28 protein-coding genes and 1 pseudogene are annotated in these 24,998 nt (G+C 61.7%); 17 read left to right on the top strand and 12 right to left on the bottom strand.

The window, feature by feature from the left end; all coding sequences use genetic code 11:
- The first annotated feature begins 102 nt into the window (after positions 1-102).
- Positions 103-1,050, top strand: coding sequence for a hypothetical protein (locus AB4O23_RS10520; protein ID WP_068937298.1), 948 nt, complete (start codon positions 103-105; stop codon positions 1,048-1,050).
- A 106-nt stretch (positions 1,051-1,156) separates the two neighbouring features.
- Complete coding sequence (locus tag AB4O23_RS10515) at positions 1,157-1,444, top strand: helix-turn-helix domain-containing protein (RefSeq protein ID WP_068937297.1); 288 nt, start codon at positions 1,157-1,159, stop codon at positions 1,442-1,444.
- An 83-nt stretch (positions 1,445-1,527) separates the two neighbouring features.
- On the opposite strand, the gene AB4O23_RS10510 is transcribed toward AB4O23_RS10515, so the two are convergent.
- Together AB4O23_RS10510 and AB4O23_RS10505 are read right to left on the bottom strand one after the other, a co-directional pair.
- Positions 1,528-2,043, bottom strand: coding sequence for a hypothetical protein (locus AB4O23_RS10510; protein WP_241665019.1), 516 nt, complete (start codon positions 2,041-2,043; stop codon positions 1,528-1,530).
- Positions 2,044-2,396: 353 nt separating this feature from the next.
- Positions 2,397-3,443 (bottom strand): MBL fold metallo-hydrolase, encoded by a 1,047-nt coding sequence (locus AB4O23_RS10505; RefSeq protein ID WP_068937296.1) that lies wholly within the window; start codon positions 3,441-3,443, stop codon positions 2,397-2,399.
- 123 nt (positions 3,444-3,566) lie between these two features.
- Here AB4O23_RS10505 and AB4O23_RS10500 point away from each other — a divergent pair, with 123 nt between their 5' ends.
- From AB4O23_RS10500 to AB4O23_RS10480, 5 genes and pseudogenes are all read left to right on the top strand, one after another.
- Positions 3,567-4,193, top strand: a complete 627-nt coding sequence (locus AB4O23_RS10500; RefSeq protein WP_017529098.1) for a TetR/AcrR family transcriptional regulator — start codon at positions 3,567-3,569, stop codon at positions 4,191-4,193.
- Positions 4,194-4,380: 187 nt separating this feature from the next.
- Positions 4,381-5,439 (top strand): diguanylate cyclase, encoded by a 1,059-nt coding sequence (locus tag AB4O23_RS10495; protein ID WP_017529099.1) that lies wholly within the window; start codon positions 4,381-4,383, stop codon positions 5,437-5,439.
- A pseudogene (locus AB4O23_RS10490) lies at positions 5,351-6,418 on the top strand (PAS domain-containing protein); the annotation flags it as partial. The gene AB4O23_RS10495 and the pseudogene AB4O23_RS10490, both read left to right, overlap by 89 nt.
- Positions 6,419-6,583: 165 nt before the next feature.
- Positions 6,584-7,018, top strand: coding sequence for a methyl-accepting chemotaxis protein (locus tag AB4O23_RS10485; protein WP_371911864.1), 435 nt, complete (start codon positions 6,584-6,586; stop codon positions 7,016-7,018).
- An 81-nt stretch (positions 7,019-7,099) separates the two neighbouring features.
- On the top strand, positions 7,100-7,618 hold the full coding sequence (locus AB4O23_RS10480; protein ID WP_017529101.1) for a DUF1003 domain-containing protein: 519 nt from the start codon (positions 7,100-7,102) through the stop codon (positions 7,616-7,618).
- Between the two features lie 31 nt (positions 7,619-7,649).
- Here AB4O23_RS10480 and AB4O23_RS10475 read toward each other — a convergent pair whose 3' ends face one another.
- Positions 7,650-8,531, bottom strand: coding sequence for a LysR family transcriptional regulator (locus AB4O23_RS10475; protein WP_017529102.1), 882 nt, complete (start codon positions 8,529-8,531; stop codon positions 7,650-7,652).
- 81 nt (positions 8,532-8,612) lie between these two features.
- On the opposite strand from AB4O23_RS10475, the gene AB4O23_RS10470 reads away from it, so the two are divergent.
- Together AB4O23_RS10470 and AB4O23_RS10465 are read left to right on the top strand one after the other, a co-directional pair.
- Positions 8,613-9,314, top strand: a complete 702-nt coding sequence (locus AB4O23_RS10470) for a CTP synthase C-terminal region-related (seleno)protein (RefSeq protein ID WP_017529103.1) — start codon at positions 8,613-8,615, stop codon at positions 9,312-9,314.
- On the top strand, positions 9,311-9,631 hold the full coding sequence (locus AB4O23_RS10465; RefSeq protein WP_460150473.1) for an antibiotic biosynthesis monooxygenase family protein: 321 nt from the start codon (positions 9,311-9,313) through the stop codon (positions 9,629-9,631). The genes AB4O23_RS10470 and AB4O23_RS10465 overlap by 4 nt, the downstream gene beginning before the upstream one ends.
- 47 nt (positions 9,632-9,678) lie before the next feature.
- Here AB4O23_RS10465 and AB4O23_RS10460 read toward each other — a convergent pair whose 3' ends face one another.
- A complete protein-coding gene (locus AB4O23_RS10460) occupies positions 9,679-10,002 on the bottom strand; it encodes a DUF2025 family protein (protein ID WP_017529105.1) in 324 nt (107 codons plus the stop codon).
- A gap of 233 nt (positions 10,003-10,235) precedes the next feature.
- Here AB4O23_RS10460 and AB4O23_RS10455 point away from each other — a divergent pair, with 233 nt between their 5' ends.
- Positions 10,236-11,363 carry a glycerophosphodiester phosphodiesterase family protein gene (locus tag AB4O23_RS10455; protein WP_116079190.1) on the top strand — a complete coding sequence of 376 codons (1,128 nt, stop codon included), beginning with the start codon at positions 10,236-10,238 and terminating at the stop codon, positions 11,361-11,363.
- Positions 11,364-12,029 carry a helix-turn-helix domain-containing protein gene (locus tag AB4O23_RS10450; protein ID WP_460150471.1) on the top strand — a complete coding sequence of 222 codons (666 nt, stop codon included), beginning with the start codon at positions 11,364-11,366 and terminating at the stop codon, positions 12,027-12,029.
- On the opposite strand, the gene AB4O23_RS10445 is transcribed toward AB4O23_RS10450, so the two are convergent.
- Positions 12,021-12,884, bottom strand: a complete 864-nt coding sequence (locus tag AB4O23_RS10445) for a sterol desaturase family protein (protein WP_065876711.1) — start codon at positions 12,882-12,884, stop codon at positions 12,021-12,023. The two genes, AB4O23_RS10450 and AB4O23_RS10445, sit on opposite strands and share 9 nt — an antisense overlap.
- 152 nt (positions 12,885-13,036) lie before the next feature.
- Here AB4O23_RS10445 and AB4O23_RS10440 point away from each other — a divergent pair, with 152 nt between their 5' ends.
- The 3 genes from AB4O23_RS10440 to AB4O23_RS10430 all read left to right on the top strand — a co-directional run bounded on the left by AB4O23_RS10440 (position 13,037) and on the right by AB4O23_RS10430 (position 16,295).
- Positions 13,037-13,351: a PepSY domain-containing protein gene (locus AB4O23_RS10440; RefSeq protein WP_065876710.1), complete on the top strand. Its 315-nt coding sequence runs from the start codon at positions 13,037-13,039 to the stop codon at positions 13,349-13,351.
- 150 nt (positions 13,352-13,501) lie between these two features.
- Positions 13,502-14,521 (top strand): transporter, encoded by a 1,020-nt coding sequence (locus AB4O23_RS10435; RefSeq protein ID WP_017529110.1) that lies wholly within the window; start codon positions 13,502-13,504, stop codon positions 14,519-14,521.
- 157 nt (positions 14,522-14,678) lie between these two features.
- Positions 14,679-16,295, top strand: a complete 1,617-nt coding sequence (locus tag AB4O23_RS10430) for an inorganic phosphate transporter (protein WP_065876709.1) — start codon at positions 14,679-14,681, stop codon at positions 16,293-16,295.
- A 60-nt stretch (positions 16,296-16,355) separates the two neighbouring features.
- Here the strand turns inward: AB4O23_RS10430 and AB4O23_RS10425 are convergent, their stop codons facing one another.
- Genes AB4O23_RS10425 through AB4O23_RS10415 form a run of 3 tightly spaced genes read right to left on the bottom strand, consistent with a single transcriptional unit; the run spans position 16,356 to position 19,004 of the window.
- Positions 16,356-17,330, bottom strand: coding sequence for a 5-oxoprolinase subunit C family protein (locus tag AB4O23_RS10425; protein WP_460063060.1), 975 nt, complete (start codon positions 17,328-17,330; stop codon positions 16,356-16,358).
- On the bottom strand, positions 17,327-18,205 hold the full coding sequence (locus AB4O23_RS10420) for a 5-oxoprolinase subunit B family protein (RefSeq protein WP_065876708.1): 879 nt from the start codon (positions 18,203-18,205) through the stop codon (positions 17,327-17,329). The genes AB4O23_RS10425 and AB4O23_RS10420 overlap by 4 nt, the downstream gene beginning before the upstream one ends.
- On the bottom strand, positions 18,198-19,004 hold the full coding sequence (locus tag AB4O23_RS10415; protein ID WP_223495919.1) for a 5-oxoprolinase subunit PxpA: 807 nt from the start codon (positions 19,002-19,004) through the stop codon (positions 18,198-18,200). The genes AB4O23_RS10420 and AB4O23_RS10415 overlap by 8 nt, the downstream gene beginning before the upstream one ends.
- A 117-nt stretch (positions 19,005-19,121) precedes the next feature.
- Here AB4O23_RS10415 and AB4O23_RS10410 point away from each other — a divergent pair, with 117 nt between their 5' ends.
- On the top strand, positions 19,122-20,039 hold the full coding sequence (locus AB4O23_RS10410) for a LysR family transcriptional regulator (protein ID WP_460150470.1): 918 nt from the start codon (positions 19,122-19,124) through the stop codon (positions 20,037-20,039).
- Here the strand turns inward: AB4O23_RS10410 and AB4O23_RS10405 are convergent.
- The gene (locus tag AB4O23_RS10405) at positions 20,036-20,932 is read right to left on the bottom strand and encodes a LysR family transcriptional regulator (protein WP_460063057.1); all 897 of its coding nucleotides are present in this window, start codon (positions 20,930-20,932) and stop codon (positions 20,036-20,038) included. The two genes, AB4O23_RS10410 and AB4O23_RS10405, sit on opposite strands and share 4 nt — an antisense overlap.
- A gap of 107 nt (positions 20,933-21,039) precedes the next feature.
- On the opposite strand from AB4O23_RS10405, the gene AB4O23_RS10400 reads away from it, so the two are divergent.
- Positions 21,040-21,798: an SDR family NAD(P)-dependent oxidoreductase gene (locus AB4O23_RS10400; RefSeq protein WP_017529117.1), complete on the top strand. Its 759-nt coding sequence runs from the start codon at positions 21,040-21,042 to the stop codon at positions 21,796-21,798.
- On the opposite strand, the gene AB4O23_RS10395 is transcribed toward AB4O23_RS10400, so the two are convergent.
- Complete coding sequence (locus tag AB4O23_RS10395) at positions 21,697-22,209, bottom strand: multidrug/biocide efflux PACE transporter (protein WP_065876706.1); 513 nt, start codon at positions 22,207-22,209, stop codon at positions 21,697-21,699. The two genes, AB4O23_RS10400 and AB4O23_RS10395, sit on opposite strands and share 102 nt — an antisense overlap.
- Positions 22,210-22,297: 88 nt before the next feature.
- On the opposite strand from AB4O23_RS10395, the gene AB4O23_RS10390 reads away from it, so the two are divergent.
- Positions 22,298-23,152 carry a LysR family transcriptional regulator gene (locus tag AB4O23_RS10390; RefSeq protein WP_065876705.1) on the top strand — a complete coding sequence of 285 codons (855 nt, stop codon included), beginning with the start codon at positions 22,298-22,300 and terminating at the stop codon, positions 23,150-23,152.
- A gap of 130 nt (positions 23,153-23,282) precedes the next feature.
- Here AB4O23_RS10390 and AB4O23_RS10385 read toward each other — a convergent pair whose 3' ends face one another.
- Together AB4O23_RS10385 and AB4O23_RS10380 are read right to left on the bottom strand one after the other, a co-directional pair.
- Complete coding sequence (locus AB4O23_RS10385; protein ID WP_017529120.1) at positions 23,283-24,506, bottom strand: RNA polymerase sigma factor; 1,224 nt, start codon at positions 24,504-24,506, stop codon at positions 23,283-23,285.
- Positions 24,507-24,652: 146 nt separating this feature from the next.
- Positions 24,653-24,997: a YciI family protein gene (locus tag AB4O23_RS10380; RefSeq protein WP_017529121.1), complete on the bottom strand. Its 345-nt coding sequence runs from the start codon at positions 24,995-24,997 to the stop codon at positions 24,653-24,655.
- Position 24,998 lies beyond the last annotated feature (1 nt).

Below are 24,998 nucleotides of genomic sequence, written 5' to 3'. Positions count from 1 at the left end.
TTGGCGGTAGCTTCGCTGGGGGCCGTAAGCCTGTACATTCGATCGCTGCAATGACCGATATCTGCGTAATATCCAGCGAAACTTCTCCCGGACCCAAGCCCCATGAAATTCGCTACGGCCTACAGCCTGAGCCTCGATGACAAGCTGTCGATCTACGACGTCCGAGAGCTGAATTTCGATGAAACCGCAGCCTACGACTCCGAACAGGATAGCTTCCTCTGCCCCAACGACGCCTGCCGTGGGGCGTTCGATACGGGCAATGCACTGGGCACCTTCAACGCGAAAAACGTCAATTATGTGCGCACGCCGCATTTCAAGAACAAAACCAGCACCCGGCATATCGAAGGCTGCCGCTATGCCAGTACGCACAAGGCCGCTGCGGGTGAAAATGACGACGAGCGCGAGGACAACTTCCCGTCGGAATGGGTGCTGACGCGGCGTCAGTACCCACGCAAACCCGCACCCGCCGGTACCGAAGGAAGCCTCCCACAAGCCCACACAAAGGTGCCGTCACCTCAAGCAACCCCATCCCACGGCGCCAGCGACCATACCCCGGATAAAACCAGCGTATTCGCCCACCCGGTGGAATGCTACGTGTCCAATATCGACGACAAGGATACGCTCAAGCGCATGCCGCTGAAGATCGGTGATCACACGGCGACCTATTGGGCTTTTTTCAAGAAAATCGAATACCTGCAAGACAACAAGGGCTTGATCTACTGGGGCAAGATCAAAGCGATCAAGGATTACACCAGCAGCTTTCGCATCGACTTCGAAAAGAAGGTATGGCTCGACAAGAAGCCGTATTCGGTGAACGTCTACCTGAGCAAAAAACTCATCGACAACTACCGCAAGCGCACCGCATTCCTGGAGCAGATCAAAGCCGCTGCGAGCAGTGAGCGGTCGCTGTATTGCTTCTTTTATGGAGTGACGCCCGAGCTGAAACAGGTGCCGAGCAAGAAGAACCCCGAGCAGACGTTCGGGGTGTTCAGCGCGAATATCGAGAACCTGGACCACCTGATTATTCGGGAGGCGCCGACGGTCGAATAGAGGGCGGCTGAAAAGCCATCAAAAAAATCCAGTTGATGAACGGTCGAAACAACTGTACAAAAACACAGTATAGTTTGCCCTCCCCGTCGAACCCTGGAGAAACCCGATGTCCTCTCTGGCAATGAGCTCTTTTGTAGAACAGCAGATCGTCCTGCACCAATTCACCGCCAAACATAGCGCACAGGCCCGGCTCATGCTGGGCTGGAGCCGCGAAGACCTGGCCCGTCACGCGGGCGTCGCGGTCGAATCGGTTCAACAGTTTGAAGGCCTGGGCGAGGTGGATGACAAAACCCGTCTGGCCCTGGCGTTTCGGCTGGAAGCAGAAGGGCTGGTATTTTTTCCAGGGTTTGCGCCGGCGTGGGGAATGAGGGCCGACGCCAGGTGCGCAGGCTAAACCCCCCAGGTTTGACGCCTACTTTGGCGGGGTTCGCTCCACCGCGTTGGAACACCGCGGGCACAATGATGGAGCCATTGGTTTCAGGGCCCAGGGTCAGGCGTGGGGTTGTTCAAACGCACGCTGCGATACCCCTGCACCACCACGGCCAGTGATTCCCTCGACCATCGCGCACCGTAGAACCACACCGTAGTGCCGCCCTCGAGTGGCTCGCCAAACCGTGGATACCCAGCCCAACACGCCTCATGGAACGCGGCACTCTGGCTGTCGGATACCAGGGCATCCAGCCGATACTCGTTCACCAGTTCGTCGATTTCATTGTGGGTGTGCAGGTTGAACTGGAGGCTTGCATCAACCCGTCGTGCCGGTACCGGAACCAGCTTTACCCCGGCCCGACACAGGGTTTCCAGCGCCCGCGTGAAGGGCGGCCGGTGTGCGATAGACGTTTGATCAGGGCCACTCCCGTAGCAGTCGGCAAACCCTATGCGTTTGCCGGACAACCCGTAGACGGTCGTAAACGTGCAACTGTCTTGCACCGGCGGCACCGCCACCATGACTGGCTCCCTTGGGTCGACACCGCTCAAGGCGATCAGCGACAACGAGGGATCCCGCATGGGCTTTATGGGAAGTGCCGGTGCGTCATAACCCGGGATCGGGACGCGGCTGTCGGCATGCACCTGAGGCAAGGGAACACCACCAAACGCAATGCTGGGCGGGCTCGCGGGTTCGACGGCGGAATGGCAGGTTGCCGTCGCCAGAGCCGGTGGATTCCGTGAGCGCGGGCCCCCACGCTCCGACCTGACAACCCATGCCCGGCCACCCATATTTCTTACACTTGCCTTCCATCAGATCTGCCCCCTGAACACTCATTTTCGGGGATCATCGCACCCTTCATGGACACGTGTCGCAGTCCTGAAACAGCTTGAAAACTCCTTTTTCCGATCCCCCCTCATCAGCTCACGAGGGGCTGTTGCGCATCCTGAGTTTCCACCTCCAACCACCATGCATACCCACGCTCAGGGTGATTCAAACTGAACGCGCGCCCCATCGGCGGCGTGGTAATCGACACATTGCGCTCCCACGCCAGCGCCATGATGCGGTCGAACGGTTCGTGCCAGGCATGGAAAGCCAGGTCGAAGGTGCCGTTGTGAATCGGCAGCAGCCAACGCCCTTTGAGGTCGATGTGCGCCTGCAGGGTTTGCTCCGGCTGCATGTGCACGTGTGGCCAGTCGACGTTGTAGGCCCCGGTTTCCATCAGCGTCAGGTCAAATGGGCCGTACTGTTCGCCGATCCGCTTGAAGCCGTCGAAATAACCGGTGTCACCGCTGAAAAAGATCCGCCGCGCGCCGTCGACCATCACCCAGGAACACCACAGCGTCTGGTTGGCATCAAACAGCCCGCGCCCGGAAAAATGCTGCGCCGGCGTCGCCACGAAACGAATGCCCTGCACCTCGGTGCCCTGCCACCAATCCAGCTGGCGCACCTTGTCGGCCGCCACGCCCCACTTGACCAGAAGGTCACCCACGCCCAGCGGCGCAAGAAAATAACGGGTCTTGGCGGCCAGTTGGATGACAGCCTTGCGGTCAAGATGATCGTAGTGGTTGTGGGAAAGAATCACCGCTTCCAGCTCAGGCAGCTCATCCAGACTGATCGGTGGCTGGTGAAAGCGCTTGGGGCCGGCCCAACTGAATGGCGAGGCGCGTTCGGCGAATACCGGGTCGGTCACCCAGAACTTACCGCGCATCTTGAGTAATACGGTGGAATGCCCAAGGCGAAACACGCTGTGATCGGGTGCGGCCAGCAATTGGTCGCGGGACAACGGTTGCACCGGAATCGCCCCTACCGGCCGCGTGGTACGCGGTTTGTTGAACAGCATGTTCCAAAAGATACGCAAGGTTTTGCCGAAGCCACCGTGCGGCACAGGGGGGGCGTTACTGAAATGCGATTTGCCCTGCACGGCGGTGGAGGAAGGGTCGATGCGGGGTGAGACGGTGGCCATTGCAGAGTGACTCCTACGGTCCGCAGCTAAACTACACTGCACAGTGTAGTTTCAAGATTGCAACAAAACCGTTAGCAAGTAAACTACCGAGTGTAATTTTACTTCAAGAGCCGAACGCCACCCATGACTGCCCCTCAGCGCCTCACCGACCGTAAACGCCAAGCCATCGTGGCAGCGGCCATCGCCGAGTTTCGCGAGAACGGTTTCGAGGTCACCAGCATGGACAAAATCGCCGCCACCGCCGGGGTTTCCAAACGCACCGTGTACAACCACTTCCCCAGCAAGGAAGAGTTGTTCGCCGAAATCCTGCACCAACTCTGGGCCAGCAGCGTCGCGCAACTCGATGTCAGCTACGCCAGCGAACGCCCGCTGCGCGAACAATTGCGCGGGTTGCTGGAGGCCAAGATGAAGATGATGTCGGATGCCAATTTCCTCGACCTGGCCCGCGTCGCCATCGCTGCGACCATTCATTCGCCGGACCGCGCGCAAGACATGGTCAACCGCCTGAGCCAGCGCGAAGAAGGTTTCACCCAATGGGTACGTGCCGCCCAGGAAGACGGCCGCCTCTGCTGCACCGACCCGGCGTTTGCCGCCCACCAGATCCAAAGCCTGCTCAAAGCCTTCGCTTTCTGGCCCCAGATCACCCTCGGCCAACCCATCCTCGACACTGCCAGCCAGGCCAATGTCATCGAGTCGGCCATCGACCTGTTCCTGGCCGGCTACGAAGTCACTGCCCCGCGCCGCCCATAAAAGGTGTTGCAGGCGCGACATTCCAGGTCGTTTTTGACGCTTTCGCCCTCTGCTCTGCGCAAATGGCCTGGAAGGACACTGATTATTCCCCTGCGAGTCCCCACAATATTCACCGCGCTTATCCGATCAACGGTTAATCCACCGAGCGTGCATCGCCGTGCAGGTCAAGCAGCTGAACCGGGAATCTATGGAAAACAGACAAGGCAAAGGGCTTTCGTTTGCCAGACGCATCTACAGGCCAAGGATCATCGGCGCGGCCATGTGCAGCATCGGCGTGATTGCAGCCCTGTATCCGTTGGCCATGCCTGGCTGGGTCTGGGCATTACTGCTGTTCAATGGCGTGGTCTGGCCTCACCTGGCGTATCAGTGGGCGGCCCATTCCAAGGTTCCCTATGACGGCGAACAGCGCAACCTGGTGTATGACGCCTTGTTCAGTGGGTTCTGGGTCGCGACGCTGCAGTTCACACCGTTAACCAGCGTCACCCTGCTGTCGATGGTGTCCATGAACAACGTGGCCGCCGGCGGCAAACGCCTGTTGATTCGCGGCGCACTGGCCCAACTGTTCGGCGCCGGGGTGGCCGTGCTGCTGTTTGGCTTGCACTTCAACCCCAGCGTCGGTTTGGTGCAAGTTTATGCCTGCCTGCCGATGCTGACCCTCTACCCGATGGCCATCGGCATGGTCTGCTATCAATTGGCGATCAACCTGTCGGCACACAAACGCACCCTCAGCGCGTTAAGCCGCATCGACAGCCTCACCGGCCTGCTCAATCACGGCTCATGGAAAGACCTGCTGCACCTCACGTTCCACAAGTGCCGGCAGCAACAAAGCCACGCCACCATCGCGCTGATCGATATCGACCACTTCAAGCAGATCAACGATACCCACGGCCATATCGTCGGCGACGCCGTGCTGCGCCAACTGAGCCTGGAGCTCCGGCGCAACCTGGGGAATAACGACTTGGCGGGACGTTATGGCGGCGATGAATTCTGTGTGATTCTTCCGCAGATGCATCAGGAGGAAGCGGCGCGAATCATGGAGCGCATGCGCGAAAAATTCAGCAACTACCGTCCCGCGCATATCCCCGAACTGCGCGTGAGCCTGAGCATCGGCCTGGCAGATTTCCATCCTTCCTTCACCGACGCCGCGATGTGGCTGAATGCGGCGGACCGGGCGCTGTATGCCGCCAAGGACACCGGGCGCAACCGGGTCAACCTCAGTGAGAAAAAGGTCGCTCACTGCAGTTGAAAGGCCTTACGCACCTCGTCTGATTCTCCCGTCAGGCCGGCTGAGCGATAGCACAATGCCGCCACTGGTCGCCTACCCAAAAAAGGTCCTGCCCCTGGGGCGAACTTCTTGTCACGCTGACCACTCTGAGCCCCTTGTTCCCCCCCGCTGTCAGAAACAGGACACTGACAATGAGCAGGTCAACCGTAAGGCAGAATGCCTTACGGGGACAGGCGCACATTCATGGATACCTCACGTCTGCCTGTACGAGCCCCCGAACATGTTATTCAACGCCCATAAAAAAACCATCAGCCTCTTGCACCACACCCTCGCGCAACAGGCCAGCCTGCTGAACGCCATCGAGTGCTCCATGGCGGTGATCGAATTCGACCTGCAGGGCCACGTGTTGCGGGCCAATGACAATTTCCTCAAAACCATGGGCTACCGCGCCGAGCAGATCGTGGGCCAGCCCCACCGTCTGTTGTGTCCCCCCGCGTTCGCCCGTAGCGCCGAGTACCAGCAGTTGTGGTCGAACCTGCGCAGCGGCCAATTTCAGGCCGGTACGTACGAACGCGTGGGCGACAAGGGGCAGTCGGTGTGGCTGGAGGCAAGCTACAACCCGGTACGTGATGAGGCAGGCCAAGTGATCAAGGTGGTCAAGTACGCCATGGACGTCACACACCGCCTGCAGGCCGAGAGCGAAGCCAATGCCAAATTGGCGGCTATCGGCCGGGCAATGGCGGTGATCGAATTCAACCTCGACGGCACCATCATCACGGCCAATGCGAACTTCCTGCAGCGCATGGGCTACAGCCTGGCGCAGATCCAGGGCCAGCATCATCGCCTGTTCTGCCCGGCGCAACTGGCCAACAGTGCGGCCTACAAAGAATTCTGGAAACGTTTGAACCAGGGCGAACTGTTCAGCGGCCAGTTCGAACGCGTGGACAAAAACGGCCAGACCGTCTGGCTCGAAGCCAACTACAACCCGGTGTATGACGCCAGCGGCCAGCTGTGCAAAGTGGTCAAGTTCGCCTCGGACGTGACCGCGAGCGTGCAACAACACGCGGCCGATGCGGCCAGCGCGGCCCAGGCGTATCACATTTCCCTGAGTACCCGGGACATCGCCGAAAAAGGCGCCGAGGTGATCCAGCAAAGCGCCAACGGCATGCGCGACATCGCCGCCGACATCGACGACTCTTCGCACCTGATCGCCAAGCTGGGCGAGCGTTCGCAGCAGATCACCACCATCGTCAACACCATTCGCGGCATCGCCGAGCAGACCAACCTGCTGGCCCTCAACGCAGCCATCGAAGCAGCCCGCGCGGGTGAGCAAGGCCGCGGATTTGCCGTGGTGGCCGACGAAGTCCGGCAATTGGCGGCACGCACCAGTGGCTCAACGGCGGAAATTTCCAGCATGATCGCGATGATCCAGGACGAAACCCGCCAGGCCATCGAGAGCATGGACGGCACCCGCGACCGCGCCGCTCAAGCCGTGGACCTGGCCAACCGAGCCGGCACGGTCATCCTGCAGATCCGCGAGGGCACCAGCGAGGCGGTGCAGGCGGTGAGTGCGTTTGCCAACGAGCGCGCCGGGCGCTAAGCAGGCTACGGGTTATTCATGCGTAAGACAGGTCGCCAGGGCTATAGTCACCCCCTGTCTTAACGATGACCCGAGCCCGCCATGCACTCAGAAAAGCCCGACACAGCCCCCGTCGACCACCTGCGCTTCCATCGTGCCCACGCGCACTTGGCGCCCACCTTTGGCAACGACACCTTTGCGCTCAAGGCTGAAGCGTTCGCGCGCTTCTTTGGCACGCCGACCTTCCTCGGCGCGCAAACCGCCATCGTGGTGCTGTGGGTGGCATTGAACGCCACCGGCATCACCCACTTCGACGTGTACCCGTTCATCCTGCTCAACCTGGCCTTCAGCCTGCAGTCAGCCTATGCCGCACCGCTGATTCTGCTGGCCCAGACCCGGCAAGCCGCACGGGATAAAGCCCAGTCAGACGCCGACGCGCAACACCGCGAAGCCCTGGCCATCGCCAATACCGAACGCCAGGCCCAGGCCGCGCAGACCACCAGACAACTGCTGGAACTGCTCGAACAAAACACCCGGCTGACAGAAATGACCAAGCAACTGACGGAACACATCGAAACCCTGACGTGTGAAATGCATGAGCACTTTGTGAGAAAAACCTGAAGCCAAGGTCGGTGCAGTTCGCCCCAAACGTTCATTTATTCAAGCGCACGTGCCGTCCCAGCTCGTCAAACAACGTCACCACCGAGCGTAACGCCCGGCAGTCGGGGCGCGTGAGCAACCACAGCGCAGTGTCGTGCCCTGCCAATGCCGGCCCCAGCGGTTGCAGGGCGTCATCCAATAAAAAGTCGGGCAACGCCGCCACGCCGAGCCCGGCCTTCACCAGTTCGGTGACCGACAACATGCTGTTGCAACGATAGCTGGGGCGCACGCCTGGCAGGTGTTCGCGGCGCCAGGCGACGGTGGGGTGGTCGGGCAGGAAATCATCCGGTGCGATCCAGGCCAACTCGGCCAACTCCCGACCGGCATGGCACCGGGCATAGTCGGCATTGGCACACACGACGTACGACACAGTACCGAGGCAGCGCCCTACAAGATGCTCCGGTGGCGTCCTGGTCAAGCGTAGGGCGATATCCGCATCACGACGGCTGAGGTTGGCGAAATCATTGGAGGTGCTCAACTCCAGAGTGAGCGCGGGATACTGCGGCATAAACTGCGCCAGCGCAGGCAGCAGCAGGCCTTGCAGTACCGAGTCGGTACATGTCAGGCGCACCGTGCCGCTGATCACTTCGCCGCCCTGCTCCACGCCAATGCGCGCGGCCTCCAACGCCTGCTCGGCGCGCTCGGCCTGCTGCGCCAGGGTGCTGGCCAGGCTGGTCGGCAAGTAACCCGCGCGGCTTTTTTCAAACAGCGTCTGGCCCAGCGCCGCCTCCAGGCGCCGCACCGCGCGGAACACCGTGGACACATCCACGCGCAGCAACGCCGCCGCGCGTGCCAGGCTGCCGCCGCGCACCAGGGCGAGGATCAGCGACAGGTCGGTATAAGCGATTGAATAGTGCGTGGCCGCATTGAGCATATGGGTAAACGCCAATATTGATTGCGTGAGCGCCAATCTATAGTGCACCCCAGCCCCACCACAAGCCATGGAACGCCTACGATGACAACCCGCCCTCTGCGCCTTGCCCTGATCGGTGACTACAACCCTGAGGTGATCGCCCACCAGGCCATCCCCCTGGCGCTGCAACAGGCTGCCGCCAACTTGGGCGTGACAGTTAACGCCCACTGGCTCGACACCGATACGCTCACGCACTCCCTGCACGACTTCGACGGTTTCTGGTGCGTGCCCGCCAGCCCCTATCGCGACACCGAAGCCGCACTGCGCGCGATCCGTTTTGCCCGCGAACAACGGCGACCGTTCCTCGGCACCTGCGGCGGTTTTCAACATGCGGTGCTGGAATATGCCCGCAACGTACTGGGCTGGGCCGACGCCGAACATGGTGAACTGGCTCCGGATGCCAAGCGCGCGGTGATCACGCCCCTGAGCTGCGCCTTGGTGGAAGCGCGCGACACCATACGCTTGGCGCCTTACACACGCATCGCCGAGGCCTACGACACGCTTGAGGTTGAGGAAGGCTACCGCTGTCGCTATGGCATCAACCCTGATTTTGCCGCGGCGTTGCTCGCACGTGACTTGATAGCCAGCGGCCACGATTCGGCAGGCGACCTGCGCGCCATCGAGTCGCTGGACCATCCGTTCTTCGTCGCCACCCTGTTCCAACCCGAACGCGCGGCGCTCAAGGGTCGCACACCACCCTTGGCGCTGGCCTTGCTCAAGGCTTGCCAGGCGCAAACGGCATGATCGCCAAGACGCCCGCCCCGCCCTACTACGCAGTGATTTTCAGCTCACTGCGCACCGACGGTGACCACGGTTACGTTGAGGCGACCGGCCGCATGCTGGAACTGGCGCGGGAACAACCAGGCTTCCTCGGGGTGGAATCGGCACGAGAAGATGGGCTGGGGATTACCGTGTCGTACTGGAGCAGCAAAGCCGCGATCCTGGCCTGGAAGCAGCAGGCCGAGCACCGCGCCGTGCGTGAGAGAGGACGCTCCACCTGGTACGCGGCGTTTCATACGCGGGTGTGCAAGGTGGAACGAGACTATGGATTCGCGCATTGAAAGGCAGTCGATAACACACTGCAAAACCCTGCGGGCAACGCGCAAACCTAGCTCACAAGACTGCGCAACGCGCTGATCTGCGGGATCTCTACCCGGCGCATGTACACACGCAGCGGCTCGGTGATGTTGATGCGGTCGTCGATGTTCTGGTCCAGCAGCAACCGGATGCGCTCGCGCGACAGGGTCATGGTTTGCCCGGGGGCCGGCAACCAGACGAATTCGGCGGTGGGGATGATGCCGTCGTCGGCAACGTCCATGCCGAAGGAGTCTTCGCTGAAACGCACGATGTATTGGCCGGTCTTGCGGTTAAGGCCCACAAACCCGTTAAGTTGGTCGGCGGCCTGGCAGATAAGCTCGGAGGTGATGCGCATGGTAAACCTCACTGAAAAGTCCTACATGGACTGGAAAGATGGTTTACACGCGTGGCGGAAAGTACTGCCCTCTGACGGGGCGGCTGCGAACAAGAGTACTGCAATGCCTGGCAAAAAAAACCGAAAAAATTGGCGCGGGCGCACGTTAATGTCGGTTTGGTGATAGCGCCTTTCGCAATCAATTGTTAAAAAGGAGGCCATCTCAAAGCTACCTCTACGAAAGGACTTCGCATATGCCTGTCACGTTTACCAAGAGCGCCTTGCTGCTGGCTCTGATGCTCGGCCTTGGCCAGGCGCAGGCTGCCGACCCGATCAGCCCGGCTGAATTGGCAACTAACGAAGGCATCCCGTACCCCGCCGTGATCGCCCACCGTGGCGCCTCGTACGACGCGCCTGAATCCACCGCCGCAGCCTACAAGGTCGCGCGTGACCTGGGCGCCGACTATCTGGAGCTGGACTTGCAGCGCAGCAAGGACGGCGTGCTGTTCGCCCTGCACGACAACAACCTGCAGCGCACCACCGACGTGGCCACCAAGTTCCCTGAGCGCAAAGACGCGCCGGCCAACGAATTCACCTGGAAAGAGCTGCAAACCCTCGACGCCGGCAGCTGGTTCAACGCGGCTTACCCGGACCGCGCACGCCCCGGTTTCGTCGGCCTGAAGATCCTGAGCCTGGACGACATCATCAAGATCGCCGAAGGCAACCCGCAGCACAAACCCGGCCTGTACATCGAAACCAAAGAGCCCAAGCAATTTCCTGGAATCGAAGCCGACCTGAAAAACAAACTGCTGGATAAAGGCTGGTTGAGTTCCGCCGGTTCCAAGCTGGGCAAGAGCAACACCGGCGTCGGCCAGGGCAAGGGCCGCGTGGTGCTGCAAACCTTCGAAACCGCCAGCCTCAAAGAGCTGCAAAAAGAAATGCCCAACACCCCGAAAATCCTGCTGTTGTGGGTCGGTGAAGGCAGCATCGAACCCAAATCCAAGCAGACCTTCGCCGAGTCCGGCGAACCCACCAAGGCCGCCTACTACGCCAAACAAGAGCCGAAGGACGCCGCCGAGTTCGAAAAATGGGTCGACGAAGCCAAGAGCCTCGGCGCCATCGGCACCGGCCCGTCGGCCGAGCTGACCGATCATGGCGACCAGAGCTACACCGACCTGGTCAAGCCTGAAATGAACCAGCTGACCCACGACAAAGGCCTGCTGGTGCATGTGTACACCGTGGATGAGCCGGTGGACTTCGAAAAAGTCATGAAGGCCGGCGTCGATGGCATCTTCACCAACCGCGCCGCCGAACTGCTGAAGTTCTACAAGCGCTGGCCGTCATCGAGCGTGCAGGATTTGCTCAACGACTATAAATACTGAGTGACGGCCCCATGGTCAGGCCGCCTGTGGCTGGGGCGCGACTACGGCTTGATCCTCGGCGAGCTGGGGCGTACCGCGCCCCATGCGCACTACGCCCATCAGTTGATGTTCTGCCCCGGCGGCGCCATCACGGTCCGCCTCAATGGCCAGATCACCGTGGCCCAGCGCTTGTTTATCCCTTCGCGAAAAACCCATGCCATTCTCGACAGCGAGGGTGAGGTGCGGGTGCTGTACGCCGAACCCGCCGTATTTGATACCGCCCCTTTGCAACAGCTGTTGACCGGCGCCGACCTGTCACTGGACGCCCTGCACCAACTGCCCCGGCGCAGCCTCGGTGATCCACGCCTGGAGCGCGCCCTCGACACCTTGGACCAACAGCTCGGCGGCAAGGTGTCGACCGAGGCTTTGGCCGAGGTGGCACATTTGTCACTGAGCCAGTTGGAACGCCTGTTCACCCATCAGTTGGGTTTGCCGGTGCGCCGCCTGGTGGTGTGGCGACGATTGCGCGTCGCCCTGGGATTGGCACTCGCCGGCAGCACGTTGACCGAGGCTGCCCATGCCGCAGGCTTTGCCGATTCGGCGCACTTCTCGCGGACCATGAAGCAGTTGTTCGGCGTAACGGCCGCCGCATCGCTGCGCCAACTGAACGTGCAATTTCTAGCGTAACTCTTCCGGCAGCGGCGGCTCCTTGCGCACGCAAACGGGCAGGAACGGATCACGCAACTGCGCCCCATAGGCCACTGGAAAATCCGGGCGACTGCCAATGCCCAGATCCCCCGGCCCCATGCGATAGCGGTCGCGATAAAACGCCGTGCCCAGCAGCCAGTCCCAGAGGTTGAAAAACAGGCCGAAATTGACATCCCCGGCGCGGCCGTACTTCATGTGATGAAACCGATGCACGGGTGCCCAGGCGAACACCCAGCGCAGCGGCCCCAGGCGCATATCCACATTGGAATGCTGCAGCAACAGTTGAACGGCAATAGCCAGGGCCAAGAGCTGCGCCACCTCCAGCGGGATGCCCAGCAGGATCAGCGGCAGCAAGCCGGCAGTCGCTTCCAGCATCTGGTGTAACGGGTGCTTCATCAAACCGTTGAACCCATAGAGCCGCTGCACGCTGTGGTGCACCGCATGCAAACGCCACAGCGGCGCGATGCGGTGGCTGGCGTAATGCATCAAGGTAATGCCTGCGTCGGCGAGTACGATGGCCATCAGCAGTTGCTCCCACAACGGCCAACCACGCGGCCAGATGCTTTCGAACGCCAACAGCGCAGTCAGCCCCGGCAGCATCAGCAGGCCCATGGCATTCAGGCTTTCGTTGACCAACGCGTGGAGCGTGTCGCGCCGACGGTCCCCCAGGCTGCGATTCCACTGCGGCTCATAGGGCAACCACTGCTCCATGAAAAATGACACCCCTACCGCCGTGGCAAACACCAGCACCAGCCCATTTGGCTGCGCGATGGCCCAACCGATAAATCCCGTCATAAACGCCGGTGCATAGATCCAGCTCATTAACCGTTTCATCCGAGTCTCCTTCCAAGTGAGCCCCAGCATGAAAGTGTCGGCGGCGGGTGGATTGAACAAACTGCGCAACCACTTGACATAATTAAGCGTGAATTAAGTTGCGCGGGATAACCTGATCCCACTTAAACAGCTCACCCCCAGAAGGACACACCATGAAAACCATGACCACTTTGTTCGCCGCCGCGGCCCTGACTCTGACTGCCGGCCTGGCCCAGGCTGATGTTCGTCCGGACCACATCGAAGGCTTGGTCAAATCCGGCGCCGTCATGCAGTTCGACAAACTCAACGCAGCCGCCGTAGCCACCCACCCAGGGGCGACGATTACCGATACCGAACTGGACACCAAACACGGTGTAGCCAATGAATATGTGTACGAAGTCGACCTGACTGACACGGCGGGCAAGAAGTTTGAAGTCAAGCTCGACGCCAAGACCGGCGCCGTACTCGAAAACAAGCAAGACACTTGAGTCACCCCGCTGTAAAACCGCGCCACCTTCGGGTGGCGCGGTTTTTTTATGGGCGCCGCTAAACCGTCACATAACCGTCATACCGCCTTGCAATGATTCGCCTACGCGATCCTGTGAAACGTCCTACAGGCGCTTTCTCTGCGAGCCTCCATGAACCACAGCATTGACCACAGCCATCAGGACTCCGATCTGTTTGGCTTGCTTTACGGTTTTCGTTTTCGCCCAGGTGAAAAGGCGGAACAGATTGATTCAGCCGCTGCGCTGGCGGCGCTGACAAGCCCTCAAGACCCCGAAGAGTTTTTGTGGCTGCACCTGAACCTGGCCCACGCCGCCTGTGAGCGCTGGATGCAGACGCACCTGCAATTGCCCGAAGAGTTCTTCGAAGCCCTGCACGAGGGCTCGCGCTCCACGCGGATCGAGCACGTCGACTCGGCCTTGTTGGCGGTGGTCAACGACGTGGTGTTCAACTTCAGCAGTTTGGTTTCGTCGGACATTTCCACGCTGTGGGTATGCGCCCGCAGCCGCCTGCTGGTCAGCGCGCGCCTGCAACCGCTGCACTCGGTGGACAAACTGCGCTCATCGGTAAAGGCCGGTGAGCGCTTTCGCTCGCCCCTGGAGTTGCTGGTGCATTTGCTGCGCGACCAGGGCGAAGTACTCACGCAGATCGTGCGCAAGACCAGCCTCAGCGTCGACCATATCGAAGACCAGTTGCTGTCCTCGCGCCTGTCCACCAACCGCGCTGAATTGGGCGCCGCGCGCCGCGTGCTGGTGCGCCTGCAGCGCCTGCTGGCGCTGGAGCCGGGGTCGCTGCTGCGCCTGCTCAACCGTCCACCGCAATGGCTGCAAAAGGAAGACGTCAAGGAACTGCGCAAATCTACCGAGGAGTTTGCGCTGGTCATCAACGACCTGACGGCCTTGGGCGAACGAATCAAGTTATTGCAGGAAGAGATCGCCGCCAACCTCAACGAGCAAAGCAACCGCACGTTGTTCACCCTCACGGTGGTCACGGTGCTGGCGTTGCCGATCAACATCATCGCCGGTTTCTTTGGCATGAACGTGGGCGGTGTACCGCTTTCACAAGACCCCGAGGGGTTCTGGATTCTGGTGGCGCTGGTCGCGACATTCACGCTGATCGCGGGGCGCTGGGCCTTTCGCAAATTCTCGAATTGAAAGGCGACCGGCTGTGGGAAGGGGTAGATCGCAGGGCTCTACGGGGTGTTGTAGACGAGCGGCATAGCCAATTTCACAAACAGTGACTTATCGCAGCATCTCTGTAACATTCTGCAATGACTATGAACGACATCCTTCATTACCTGGATGCTCCGGCATGGCCACCCCTTCCCTGACTGCTTCCACACACACCTCGACTGCCAACCCCAAACCCAGGCTGGACAAGAAACCCGGCCTGGTGACGGTGATCATTTTCTTCGCCGTGCTCGCCATGGGCCTGCTGTTCACCGCCTACAGCCTGATGCACGACATGAGGGAGCTGGGCACGGTGGTCACCACCTGGACGCCGTTCCTGCTGCTGGGCGTGGCGCTGCTGATCGCCCTCGGCTTTGAGTTCGTCAATGGCTTCCACGACACCGCCAACGCGGTGGCGACGGTGATCTACACCAACTCGCTGCCGCCGCATTTCGCGGTGGTGTGGTCGGGTTTCTTCAATTTCCTCGGGGTGCTGCTGTCCAGCGGCGCGGTGGCCTTCGGCATCATCGCCCTGCTGCCCGTCGAGCTGATTTTGCAGGTGGGCTCCTCGGCCGGCTTCGCAATGATTTTTGCGCTGCTGATCGCCGCGATCCTGTGGAACCTGGGTACCTGGTGGCTGGGCCTGCCGGCGTCGTCGTCCCATACACTGATCGGTTCGATCATCGGCGTGGGCGTGGCCAATGCCCTGATGCACGGGCGTGACGGCACCAGCGGTGTGGACTGGAGCCAGGCGATCAAGATCGGTTACGCGCTGCTCCTGTCGCCACTGATCGGCTTCGCGTTTGCCGCATTGCTGTTGCTGGCCCTGCGCGCCTTCGTGAAAAACCGCGCGCTGTACAAGGCCCCCAAAGGTGACACCCCGCCGCCATGGTGGATTCGCGGCATGCTGATCGCCACCTGCACCGGTGTGTCGTTCGCCCACGGTTCCAACGACGGGCAAAAAGGCATGGGGCTGATCATGTTGATCCTGGTCGGCACCCTGCCGATGGCCTACGCACTGAACCGCACGATGCCGGCCGAGCAATCGTTGCAGTTTGCGGCGGTGGCGGAAGTCACCCAGGTGGCCTTGATGAAAACCGCGCCGCAGGCACTGGCGGCTGACCCACGGCCGATCCTGTCGACCTACGTGCGCACCAAGGAAGCCACCCCGCAACTGGTACCGGCCCTGGCGGCCCTCACCGGGCATATCGGCGAAGAGGTAAAAGGCTACGGCTCCCTGGCCAAGGTCCCCGCCGAAGCGGTGGGTAACGTACGTAACGACATGTACCTGACCAGCGAAACCATCCGCTTGATGGACAAGGGCAAAGTCGGCAATTTTGACGCCGACACCCAAGGCAAGCTGCAACTGTTCAAGCAACAGATCGATAACTCCACGCGCTTTATTCCGCTGTGGGTCAAGATCGCCGTGGCCATCGCATTGGGCCTGGGCACCATGGTCGGCTGGAAGCGCATCGTGGTCACCGTCGGCGAAAAAATCGGCAAGACCCACATGACCTACGCCCAGGGCGCCTCGGCGGAAACCGTGGCGATGCTGACCATCGGCGCGGCGGATATGTATGGGTTGCCGGTATCGACCACCCATGTGTTGTCGTCCGGTGTGGCGGGCACCATGGTGGCCAATGGCGGTGGGTTGCAGATGCGGACCATCCGCAATCTGTTGATGGCCTGGGTGTTGACATTGCCGGCAGCGATTCTTCTGTCGGGCAGCCTCTACTGGCTGTTCACCAAGCTTTTCTGACACACCATCGCTTGAATGTGGAAGGGGGCTTGCTCCCTTCCACATGAGTACCGTGCGGTGTCAGTGACTAAAGAGTGCAGCCATCGCCTTCAGCCGTTTTTTGTACACCCGCCGCGCCTCCAACGCTTCCTCCAGCGTCACCGCCACAAACCCCGCCCGCTGGTTCGGCTGCATCTGCCCGATCAAATCCAGGTCGGCACTGATCACCGTGCCGATCATTGCGTAGCCGCCGCCCGACACCGCATCGCGATGCAACACGATCGGTTCCAGCCCCGCCGGCACCTGGATCGAGCCGATGGGGTAGCAACTGTCGACGATATTCGAAGGGTCCGAGCCCGCACCAAATGGCTGCTCCCGTGGCTGGAAGCTCAACGCGCTGCCGCCCTTGAAGCGATAGCCGATGCGGTCGGCTTCGGAGCCGACTGTCCACGGCTCGGCAAAAAAGCTGTGTTTGGCCGTATCCATCAGGCGTTCGTAATACAGACCGGGCACCACGCGCAGGGTAATGTCGCCGCCCACCGAGCGGCGCAAAGCCATCGGCAGGCTGTTACCCGCCCGGCCCTGCCCGCTCGCCACGCCGATGGGCAGTTCGTCGCCCTCCTGCAAACGCCGCCCGTGAAACCCACCCAGTGCGCCGAGGGTATAAGTGGAGCGGCTGCCGAGCACCTGCGGCACGTCGATGCCACCGGCCACCGCAAGGTACGTGCGCGCACCGACCTGGGGAAATTCGAAGCGCAATACCTGCCCCGCGCGCACGTGAAAGGCGGTGTCCTGGTGCACCACTTCACCGTCCAGACGCGGCGACATCAATGCGCCGCTTAACGCCACTAACGCATCCTGCCGGAACGCCAACTCAGGCCCGATCAACGTGCACTCCAGGCCCGCCGCGCCGAGTGGGTTGCCCACCAGATGGTTGGCCGCGCTCAACGCATATTGGTCCAGCGCGCCCGAAGGCGGGATGCCCAAGTGGTAATAACCTTCGCGCCCAAGGTCCTGCACGGAGGTGGCGAGACCGGGCTTGAGCACTTTGATCATGCCAACGCCTCCTGCAGGGTTTTCGGATAACCGATCGGGTCGGCGAGGAACGCATCGAGGGAAAACTCCACCGGGCGGATACGCAGGTCGAAACGTCCCGCGTCCACCTCGGCGAGGGCCCGGTCGTAGGCTTCGCGGTCAATCGGTTTGAACTGCACGATGTCACCGGGGCGGAAGAACACCATATGTTCCTTGAGGTAGGCCAACTGCTGCGCCGGGTCATAGATCGGTGCCGGGGTCACGCCGAACATCTGGTAACCGCCGGCGCCGCGCACCGAGTAGATACAACCGAAACAACCGCCGTGCCCCAGGGTGAGTTTCGGTGTGTCGGTGCGTGGGCGCAGGTACTTGGGCACCTGCAATTGCCGCGCGCGCTCGACCATCTGGAACATGAACGGCAGACCCGCAACAAACCCGACCATCGACACAAACCACGGCGCACCGCTGTGGGCGGCGATAAACGCGTCCACATCGGCCAGGCCATTGATGCGTGCGGCGTACTCCAGGTCGGTACCGCTGGGGTCTTGATGGCGGTCGCGAAAACGCATCAAGGTCTCCAAGGTCCAGGGGTCGTTGTAGAGCACCGGGATTTCGATGATGCGCGTGTGCAGACGGCGTTCGGCCACGGCCTGGGCTTCGGCGCTTTGCACGGCGTCGAGCAGCACATGAGGCGCGATGCGGTCGGGGTCGAAGCGGACCTGGAACGAGGCGTTGGCCAGGCACACATCCAGCACACCGTCCAGCGCCAGGCGCTCCACCGCGCGGGTCACGGCCATGCCCTTGAAAAACGCCTCCAGCGACATGCTGTCGCTGACCTCGGCAAACAGGTGTTCATCACCGCCGAAGCTGTAGCGGATGGGCGACGTTTCAGCCATGGGTGTTCCTCGGGTGGAATGAGCGGGCCTGCCCGATGACACAAGCCGCGTTGCACACCGCAATCCCCGCTTGGTCCAACGCTTCGCGGGTGGCTTCCACCAGTTCCAGCGCACCGGGGGTGTCGCTGTGCAGGCAGATCGAATCGAACTCGATAACCAGGTCTTCGCCTTCCACGGTTCGCACCAGCCCGGTCTGGCAAGCCCGCAGCACACGTGCCGCGACCGTTGCGGGGTCCAACGCCCGGACCTTACGGGTGAACACAATGGAGCCGCTCAGATCATATTCACGATCGGCATAAAACTCGCGCACCACCGGGTGCCCAAGCTCCTTGGCCACCTGCCAGATCACCGAGTTGGGCATGCAGTACAGCAGCAGCGTCGGCTCGACGACTTGCAGGTTTTGCACCAGCAGTCGCGCGGCTTCTTCGTCGCGGGCCAAGTGCATGTAGAGCGCGCCGTGGGGCTTGATGTGTTGCAGGCTGACGCCCTGGGCACGGGCAATTTCACGCAGGGCGCCCAGTTGGTAGAGCATGTCGTCCACCAATTCCTGGGCCGGCGCATTGATGTGCCTGCGGCCAAACCCCACCAGGTCGCGAAAGCCTGGGTGCGCGCCGATGGCCACGCCCAGTTGCTTGGCGCGTTCGACGGTACGGCGCATGGTGCCGGGGTCGCCGGCATGGAAGCCGGTGGCGATATTGGCCGAGCTGATATAGGCCATCAGTTCTGCATCGACACCATCGCCGATGGTCCAGGGGCCGAAGCCTTCGCCCATGTCCGAGTTGAAATCCACTGCCTGCATCAAGGTCGCTCCGCCAAGGTGATGCTGGAAAAGTAGGCGCGGCTTGACCCCTTGGGAAGATCTATTATCAGATGGCCCTTCTTCTGAAAAACAGATAACCCGATGCTGGGAGCGATGATGTCCCTGACCTTGCGCCAAGTGCGTTACTTCATCGCCACCGCCGAGATCGGCCAGATCTCCCAGGCGGCGATTCACCTGAATATCTCCCAGTCGGCGGTGACCACGGCGATCAAGGAGCTGGAGGCGATGCTCGGCGTGCAGCTGTTTGTGCGCTCGGCCCAGGGCATGAACCTGACCGACGCCGGGCGGCATTTTCTCAACCGCGCCTATGTGATTGCGCGCAGTGTCGACGATGCGTTGAACAGCCCCCTGCCCGACCATCGCGCCAGCGGCGTACTGCGCCTGGCCGCCAGTTACACGGTGCTCGGTTACTTCCTGCCCCACCACTTGCAGCGCCTGGAGCATTGGCATCCGGACGTGACCATCGAGGTGTTCGAGCAGGAGCGCCAGGCCATCGAACAGGGCTTGCTCAACGGCCAGTTCGACATGGCCGTGGTGCTCACTGCCAACCTGACCCACCCCGATATCGTCTCCGAAATCCTGTTTAACTCGGAACGGCGCCTGTGGCTGCCCAGCCATCACCCACTGTGCGAACACGCCAGCGTCAGCCTGGCCGAGGTGGCCCGGCACCCCTACATCCTGCTCACCGTGGATGAAGCCGAACACAGCGCCATGCGCTACTGGGAACAGACCGGGCAGACACCCAAGGTGCGGCTGCGCACCAGTTCGGTGGAGGCGGTGCGCAGCATGGTCGCCAACGGCAGCGGCGTGGCGATCCTGTCAGACCTGGTGCACCGGCCCTGGTCACTGGAAGGCAAGCGCATCGAAACCCTGACCGTCACCGACCCCGTCACGCCCATGAGCGTCGGCCTGGCCTGGCACCGCGAGCGTGCGTTTACCCCGGCGATGCAGGCGCTGCGCGATTACTTCCACGACGCGTTCCTGGCGCCGCAGCAGTTGTCGGCGCGGCGTTAAAGATGGGTTTGCACGATGGCCGCCAACCAGTCCATGAACACCCGCACCCGCAATGGCAAATGCCGCTGCCCGGCGTAGAGTAACGACACGTCCAGGGGCGGCGCCGGGTACTGCGGCAGTACCGCGATCAGCTCGCCGCTGGCCAACTCATCGCCGATGCCCAGGGCCGGCACCTGGATAATCCCGAAGCCGCCCAGGCACGCCGACTTGTACGCATCGGTGCTGCTGACAGTGACACGCCCAGCCATGGGGATACGTTGCACTTTGTTGCCTTGCAGGTATTCGAACCCCGCCGAGCGCGAACCCAACGGTCGCACGTAGTGCACCAAGTGGTGGCCGGCCAAGTCAGCCAGGGTTTGCGGCACACCAAAGCGTTGCAGGTAGGCGGCGCTGACACAGTTGATCATCGGCATGCTGCACAGCAGCCGCGCCACCACCGTCTGGTCCGGTTGCGCGCCGACCCGCAACACGCAATCAAACCCTTCGGCGAGCAGGTCGACCTGGCGGTCGGTGGTGCTGATTTCCAGCTCGATCAGCGGGTGCGCGGCCATGAACTGCGGCAGGCGCGGCAAGATCAAATCGCGGGCCATCACGTTGGGCATGTCCACACGGATGCGCCCGGCCAACTGCGCTTCATCCTGGCGGAACAGGCCTTCCAGCTCGTCCATATGGGCCAGCAGATCCTTGCTGCGCTCATACAAAACGCGGCCGTCCTGGGTGGCTTGCACCTTGCGCGTGGTGCGTTGCAACAGGCGCGCACCGAGCAGTTCTTCCAATGCCTGCACATGCTCGGACACCGTGGAGCGCGGCAGCCCCAGGCTCTCGCCGGTCTGGGTAAAACTCGACAGTTCGGTAACGCGCACAAAGGTGCGCAGCAACTCCAACTTGTTCATGGATTGTTCGCCTTATCCGGCCAGTGATTCCGGTTCTGCTCTGTTTATCACGTTATAAGCGGACAAATACACTCGGTCCCACGCTCACATCTGAAGAGGACTGCACCATGACCCGTAAAATCGCACTCATCACCGGCGCCAGCCGTGGCCTGGGCAAGAACGCCGCGCTGCATCTGGCGGCGCAAGGCGTCGACATCATCGGCACTTACCACAGCAAGGCCGACGAAGCACAAGCCTTGGTAGCGCAGATCGAACAATTGGGTGGCCGCGCCGCCATGCTCAAGCTGGACGTGAGCCAGAGCGCGACCTTCGGCGCTTTCGTCGGTGAAGTGGCCGGCGTGCTCAAGGAAGTTTTCGCACAGGATCACTTCGACTTTCTGATCAATAACGCCGGTATCGGCATTCACGCCAGCTTTGCTGAAACCACCGAGGAGCAGTTCGATCAACTGGTGGCGATTCAATTCAAGGGCCCTTTCTTCCTGACCCAGAAGTTGCTGCCGTTGATCCGCGACGGTGGGCGCATCCTTAACGTCTCCAGCGGCCTGGCGCGCTTCAGCCTGCCAGGTTACGCGGCCTATGCGGCGATGAAAGGCGCGATGGAAGTGCTGACCCGCTACCAGGCCAAGGAATTGGGCGGGCGCGGCATCAGCGTCAACGTCCTCGCACCCGGCGCCATCGAGACCGATTTCGGCGGCGGCGCCGTGCGCGACAACGCCAGCCTGAATGCCATGGTCGCCAACAACACCGCGCTGGGCCGCGCCGGTTTACCGGATGACATTGGCGGGGCCATCGCCAGCCTGTTGGCCGACGGCAGCCACTGGATCACCGGCCAACGGATCGAGGCTTCGGGCGGTATGTTTTTGTAGGAGCTTTTCGCGCAGCACGTCATACCCCCAGTGATACACATAGGTATACGGCAGGAAGAACAGCAGTATGCCGATGTCGAGGACAAACGCCTGCAACAGGCTGATCTTCAGCCACGCCGCGATCAACGGCACGCACACCAGGATCAGCCCGCCTTCGAACAGCAACGCATGAAGCACGCGGGTCCAGGCGGTGTTGGCCAGTTGCAGGCGCACCTTGAGGCGGTCGAACAGGCCGTTGAAAATCACGTTCCATGTCAGCGCCATAAGGCTGATCGCCAGGGTGACCATGCCCATTTCCAGGGCCGGCTTGCCCATGATCCACGCCAGCAAGGGCGTACAGATCAACAACGCCAAGGCTTCGAAACCAATGGCTTGGCACACGCGTTCAGCGATGGATTTGGTAGGGCTCATGACCGGTCTCCGTGAGTGAGGAAGGTTGCCATGATTACCCCTTGTCTCGATACTTCATAACCAATAACCATCGATCAAGGCGATAGTCATGGCCTCTCATGAAGTGCTGCAGGCGTTTGTCCAGGCGGCGACCCAAGGCTCGTTTTCCGCAGCCGCGCGCAAACTGGGCAAGAGCCAGTCCACCGTCAGCGCGGCAGTGGCCAGCCTGGAGATTGACTTGGATGTGGTGCTGTTCGACCGCAGCAGCCGCAAACCAGCCCTCACCCCCGCCGGCCATGTGTTGCTGCAACGCGCCGAGCAGGTGCTGGAGGCCAGCAGCCGCCTGGAACTGGCGGCGAGCCAGTTGGCCCAGGGCCTGGAGCCGAAGCTGACCATCGCCATGTCCGATACCTACCAATCCGACCGTTTCGAGTGCGCCCTCAGCGCATTTGAACAGCGCTATCCGGACCTTGAGCTGGAATGCCTGATCGCCGAATGCGAAGACTTGATTGCCTTGGTGCAGAGCGGTCGGGCGCAGATTGCGTTTATTGAGCACCAGGCGGTTTACCCGCCGGACCTGACCTGCGCAACCGTGGACGAGCGCACGGAAATTGCGTTGTTCGTGTCGCCGAAACACCCGTTGGCGGCGCTCAAGTCCATCACCGCACACGCCCTGCAACAACACCGCGAATTGCGCCTGGCCAGCATCATCAACCCGAATGAAACCCGCGCCACCGGGCGCGTCTGGTCGGCACCCAGTTACCTGATGCTGATGGAGATGGCCCAACTGGGTTTCGGCTGGGCACCGATTCCGCGCTGGCTGGTAGAGCGGTTTGGCGGCGGGCAACTGGTCGAACTCACCGCACGCAGTTGGCCGCGTTCGGTGGCGGTGGATGCGCTGTGGTCGCGCCACCACGCGCCGGGGCCGGCGGGGAGTTGGTTGTTGGGCAAGATGCTGGAGTGACGAGCACTGCCGGTGCTGACACTGAGATCACCTGTGGGAGGGGGCTTGCTCCCGATGGCGGTGTGACAGTATCCGATGTGCTGGCTGAACCACCGCTATCGGGAGCAAGCCCCCTCCCACAGTTTGATCTTCATTGCATGGACGATTTGAGTTCAGCCAGGCGGCTGTCAAGAAAGCGCTGTTCCGGGACCTGCTGGGTCAGGGACAGGGCTTTTTCGTATGCCAGGCGTGCGTCTTCCCACCGCCCCAACCGCCGGCAGAACTCCCCACGCGCCGAGTGTGCCAAGTGGTAATCGAGCAATTCGCCGCGCGCCAGGATCGCTTCCACCTGCTGCAACCCCGCCAGCGGCCCATCACGCATGGCCAGTGCCACCGCGCGGTTCAACTCGATCACCGGCGACGGCATGGCCCTGAGCAATACATCGTAAAGCCCGACAATTTGCGGCCAGTCCGTTTGCCCTGCGCTCGGCGCCTCGGCATGCACCGCCGCAATGGCCGCTTGCAGGCAGTAGGGGCCGAAGCGCCGCGTGGTCAGCGCGCGTTCCACCAGCGTGCAGCCTTCGGCAATCAGGGACGCATCCCACAACGAACGGTCCTGTTCATCCAACAGCACCAGTTCGCCATTGGCCGAGGTACGCGCCGCGCGGCGAGATTCGTGCAGCAGCATCAGCGCCAGCAGGCCCATCACTTCCGGTTCCGCCAGCAATTCCATGAGCAAGCGCGCCAGGCGAATGGCTTCGCCGGTTAATGCTTCGCGGGTGAGGTCGGCGCCCATGGACGCCGAATAGCCTTCATTGAACACCAGGTAAATCACGCGCAATACGCTGTCGAGGCGCTCGGGCAATTCGGCCAGGGACGGTACTTGATAGGGGATTTTCGCCTCACGGATCTTGCCCTTGGCGCGCACGATGCGCTGGGCGATGGTGGTGGGCGTGACGAGAAACGCATGGGCAATTTCTTCAGTGGTGAGGTCGCAGATCTCGCGCAAGGTCAGCGCCGCCTGGGCATCAGGTGCCAGCGCGGGATGGCAACAGGTGAAGATCAGGCGCAGGCGATCGTCTTGCACGTCTTCAACGCTCCAGTCGGCCGCTTCCAGTTCGTCGGCCTGCGCTTGCAACAACGGGGTGAACCGCGCCTGGCGGCGCAGGCGGTCGATGGCCTTGAAGCGCCCGGTGGAGACCAGCCAGGCGCGGGGGTTGTTGGGTACGCCGTCCTGCGGCCAGCGTTCGACCGCGACGAAGAACGCCTCGTGGAGGGCTTCTTCGGCGAGGTCGAAATCACCCAGCAGGCGGATCAGCGTGGCGAGCACGCGCCGCGATTCACTGCGGTAGATCGCCTCGATCTGCGGCGTCAATCGCGCATGCCTTCGGTCGAGGCTCTGGCCCCGGCCATTATGAAAACCCATGGCTTGGCGCATTGATCAAGCAGCTGATGGACGGTTCAAACGCGGCAGGTTGTCGGAACATGGGAAAAACCTCCTGATTGTTGGGATTGTTGTACTCAGAGATTCAATTCGCGCACCGGGCGCACTTCCACGCTGCCGACCCGAGCAGCCGGGATGCCGCCGGCTACCTGGAGCGCTTCGTTGAGGTCCCGGGCTTCGATCAGGTAAAAGCCGGCGAGCTGCTCCTTGGTTTCGGCAAACGGCCCGTCGGTGATCGACAGCTTGCCGTTGCGCATGCGCACGGTGGTGGCGGTGCTCACTGACTCCAGCGGCTCGGCGGCAAGCATGCGCCCGCTGGCCTGGATGGCCTGGGCGTAAGCGAGGCATTCCGGGTCGGCAGGGCTGTCGGGCGAGGTGTGCAGCACCTGTTCGTTGCTGTAGATCAGGCACAGGTATTTCATG

It is taken from the genome of Pseudomonas sp. H2_A10 (assembly GCF_054680085.1).
Note: the sequence above shows the minus strand (reverse complement) of the source record. Positions and strands in the feature narration are given on the sequence as shown.